The 3,199-nt window shown below is 45.2% G+C and carries 3 protein-coding genes and 1 pseudogene; 1 reads left to right on the forward strand and 3 read right to left on the reverse strand.

The genetic code is table 11. From position 1 onward, the window contains the following. Positions 1-192, forward strand: a pseudogene (locus tag QZP87_RS07595) (TetR/AcrR family transcriptional regulator); the annotation flags it as partial. 173 nt (positions 193-365) lie between these two features. Here the strand turns inward: QZP87_RS07595 and QZP87_RS07600 are convergent. The 3 genes from QZP87_RS07600 to elyC all read right to left on the reverse strand — a co-directional run bounded on the left by QZP87_RS07600 (position 366) and on the right by elyC (position 2,648). Then, on the reverse strand, positions 366-1,010 hold the full coding sequence (locus tag QZP87_RS07600; RefSeq protein ID WP_291322319.1) for a DUF3334 family protein: 645 nt from the start codon (positions 1,008-1,010) through the stop codon (positions 366-368). Between the two features lie 291 nt (positions 1,011-1,301). Next, positions 1,302-1,670, reverse strand: a complete 369-nt coding sequence (locus QZP87_RS07605; RefSeq protein ID WP_291322320.1) for a hypothetical protein — start codon at positions 1,668-1,670, stop codon at positions 1,302-1,304. Between the two features lie 180 nt (positions 1,671-1,850). After that, the gene (elyC, locus tag QZP87_RS07610) at positions 1,851-2,648 is read right to left on the reverse strand and encodes an envelope biogenesis factor ElyC (protein ID WP_291322321.1); all 798 of its coding nucleotides are present in this window, start codon (positions 2,646-2,648) and stop codon (positions 1,851-1,853) included. Positions 2,649-3,199: the final 551 nt, after the last annotated feature.

Here is a 3,199-nt window from a genome sequence, read left to right on the forward strand (position 1 = left end):
CTCAAGAAATGCATGGACAAGGGCAATGCCAGCGGCGAATTTGATGCTCATCCAGTGGATCACCTGGTAATAATTATTCTTTGCCTCATCAACGGCATTTTGAGAAAAAAACTGCTCGGTAAAAAAGAAAATACCTCCTACGAGTACACAGCAATAGATTTTTGCCGCAAAGCCATTGTCAGGCGGGATTAATACTACAGCGAAACATATTTATCGACATCCGGGGACTGGCTCTTTTGCCGCCGAATTTTTGAAGCATTTGCAAATTAGCAACCAGCAAAAGTGCCTGTCCCCAACTTAGACAGGTTGATAAGTTTTATAAGTTTCGCTGTAGTGTTACAAAATTTTGAAGTTTCGCTCTAGTATTAAAGCCCCAGCTTTTTCATGAAATCTTCAGGGCTTTCGTTGCCATCTCCTCCATTGTATGAAGATTCGTCCTGACTTGATACGGCTACATTGTCAGGTGCCTGGTAAATAAACTCAACTTTTTCCAGAGTTATCTCCAGATAAAAGAACTTCTGATTCTCTGTCTTGAACTCTACCCTCCTGTATTGCGGCCTTTCCAGGTCAGCTTCAAGGGTCAACTTCATAGCCTGGTTCAATGGCACCATTTTGGGCTGGGTCTGGTTGACCCCTACACCCACATTGGATTTCAGCATCTGACGAAACTTTCCGATACACTGATTCATGAGTTCACCCATGGCGTCCGCCACTTCATTAGAGGTGTGGTTCTTTGCCAGGTCTTCCTCAGGCATACCCATGTTGAGATTGTAACGGGTGTATATTTCCAGAGCGGCTTCCGCCGAAAAATTCATGGCCACAAGGCCTGCAAAACCGCCTTCAAACAGAACGAAACATCCTATTTCCGGTCTAAGGCATGTCTTGTTGGTTTTGATAAAGGTTGAAGAATAGTGCAACGAACTGTTGGTCGTAGCATCCAGAGTGGACTTTATGGCTTCGCACAAAATAGTCAGAATTTCGTCTGTACTTTTTACTTGTTGCTTGGGCATGATAAAAACTCCTGTATAGTTAGATGAGCCGGATAATCCGGCAGGGGGTCACAATCACCTGAATACCTGTTCAGCATTTTTCAGTGTGCCCTGCTAAATCAGCCGTATCTGTTTAGACCTGTGCCCGGTGGCCGAGGCGATAATTTACACAAAGTATCGCTGTAGTGATAATTTTGACCATCTTTCATCTATTGGGTTAAAAAATAAATGCGGGACTGTCCCATTTTTGGACAGTAGCAACTGTTCGCCTGGTTTGCAGGTAAAGCTCGGGTTAGTAACGTTTTTGCAGGGCTATAACGAACGGATAAATGACTCAAGGTCATTGTCCTGACCTTCGCGGTAATCTTCAGGGTAGAGCAGTTGGCGCATGAAGAATACACTACCCACACCCAGGGCCTGCTCAGCATTGCGTGCGAAAATATCGAGCCGGTTTCTGACAGCTTCTGAGGTTTTTTCCTGTATCTGGTCCAGGTAAGGTTCTGCTTCCTCCGGAAGAGAACTTAACAAGCGGGCTTTTTTTTCCAGAAGAGACCTGTGCTGCTCCAGGTTATAATTCTCTTCCAGGCTCCTGTCCGCCTGGTTCTCAATCTCCCGCACTCTTTCAGAAAGCCTCCAAAGCTTTTCTTTCAGCAGTTCAAGGGACTTTGAACTTTCACTCATATACTATCTCCTTTGTATCTGGTCAGCGCTTTCTATGAAAAGCAGGGGGGCAGACGCCCCCGCACTAATTTTTCAAAAAATCTGCAACCTTTCTGCCATAAAAAAATGCGGGGAGAGCCAGTACCCTCCGGATAACCATTCTGGGGGACAACGAATACCGGCACATTTGAATGGTTACCCTTACTCGAATCCGGTATATGAGGACTGTTCAACAGGTACCTTTCCCCTCAACATTGCCCATGCCAGACCCAGTCTTTCATAAAATACTCTTTCAGTCTTGGCAAGAGCACTGGAACTTGGGAAATAATCCCAGGGATTATACAGTTTCTCTGGAGCCATGAAATCTGTTGGTGATGGCACCGGGTTCATTCCTTCGTATCTGAAAATGAGCATTGCTCTGTGCATGTGCGCAGCCGAAGTTATCAGAACAAATGTTTCATCGCCGACAACTTCCTTGACCATCGCAGCCTCGTCTTCGGTATCCATAGCTTCTGAAAGAACTATTATATCCCTGGCATCAACTCCAGACTGAACAGCTGTCATTGCAGAAAGTTCAGAACTGGCAACAGGATATCTGAATTTTCCACCGGTAAATAAAAGCAATGAATCAGGATACATATTCTTGATCCTGAGTCCTTCCACCAGCCTGGACAAAGAAGATGAGCCAAGCATTATGTTGGGGGGGAGTTCTTCATCAAAAAAATGTCCTCCGCCAAGAATCACCACGTACGCCGGCTTAAGCTCAGTATTATGCTGCAGAGGCTGATATTTCTGTTCTAGAGGTCGAAGCAAACTGTCAGCTACAGGCTCAATTGAGATTGCACACAAAAAAACAATCCCAGCAAAGACGAAAAAAAGACCGGACCTTGTCTTTCTGAATAAAAACAAAATCAGGCCGAGGAGAATAATCTGCAAAGCCAGAGGCAAAGGAAATACAAGCCTTGAAACCATTTTTTTAAAAATAAATAAAATTTCCATCAGTTACAGTTAAGTCGTATCCTTGAAGTCGTCATTGTTTAAGTAATTTGTCCATTACATATGCAAAGTATCTTTGCAGGTATCAGTTTAGCGCTTCCAAGGAAAGCTGGGGACAGGCACCCACCGCACTTATTTTGCAGGAATGATCTTGACATCAGCTAAAAAATAAGTGCGGGGAGAGCCAGTCCCCATGCCACATCCAAAGCGCTGAACAGATACTCGGTAACCATTCAGGAGGTCCTCGGTGGTGTTTACCGGCACCAGGCCCTGGGGGACTGTCCCCGCTAAGTAATATCTGTGCAGGTTCACAAAACTTCGCGTCTGAAATTTTTGTAGTTGTGCTGAAAAGGTGTCGCGGGGACTGTCCCCGGGCCGGTTTCGACATCCCCCTGAATGGTTACGATACTCGGAAAAAGAGCCAGTCCCCGGCGGTAAGCAGGTAAGTATCGCTGTAGTGTTAACAATGAACTGATAACTCTTAACTCGCAGGCTACTGATGCTGATACAAAAAAAGGGGATTCCAGTGAGTGGAATCCCCTTTTTTGTGGAGA

This window comes from Desulfonatronospira sp. (assembly GCA_003563255.1).
Taxonomy (GTDB): Bacteria; Desulfobacterota; Desulfovibrionia; order Desulfovibrionales; family Desulfonatronovibrionaceae; genus Desulfonatronospira.

Coding starts and splice junctions, on each gene's coding strand:
- QZP87_RS07600 (WP_291322319.1), bottom strand. CDS start 1,010: ATGCCCAAGCAACAAGTAAAAAGTACAGACGAAATTCTGACTATTTTG.
- elyC (WP_291322321.1), bottom strand. CDS start 2,648: ATGGAAATTTTATTTATTTTTAAAAAAATGGTTTCAAGGCTTGTATTT.
- QZP87_RS07605 (WP_291322320.1), bottom strand. CDS start 1,670: ATGAGTGAAAGTTCAAAGTCCCTTGAACTGCTGAAAGAAAAGCTTTGG.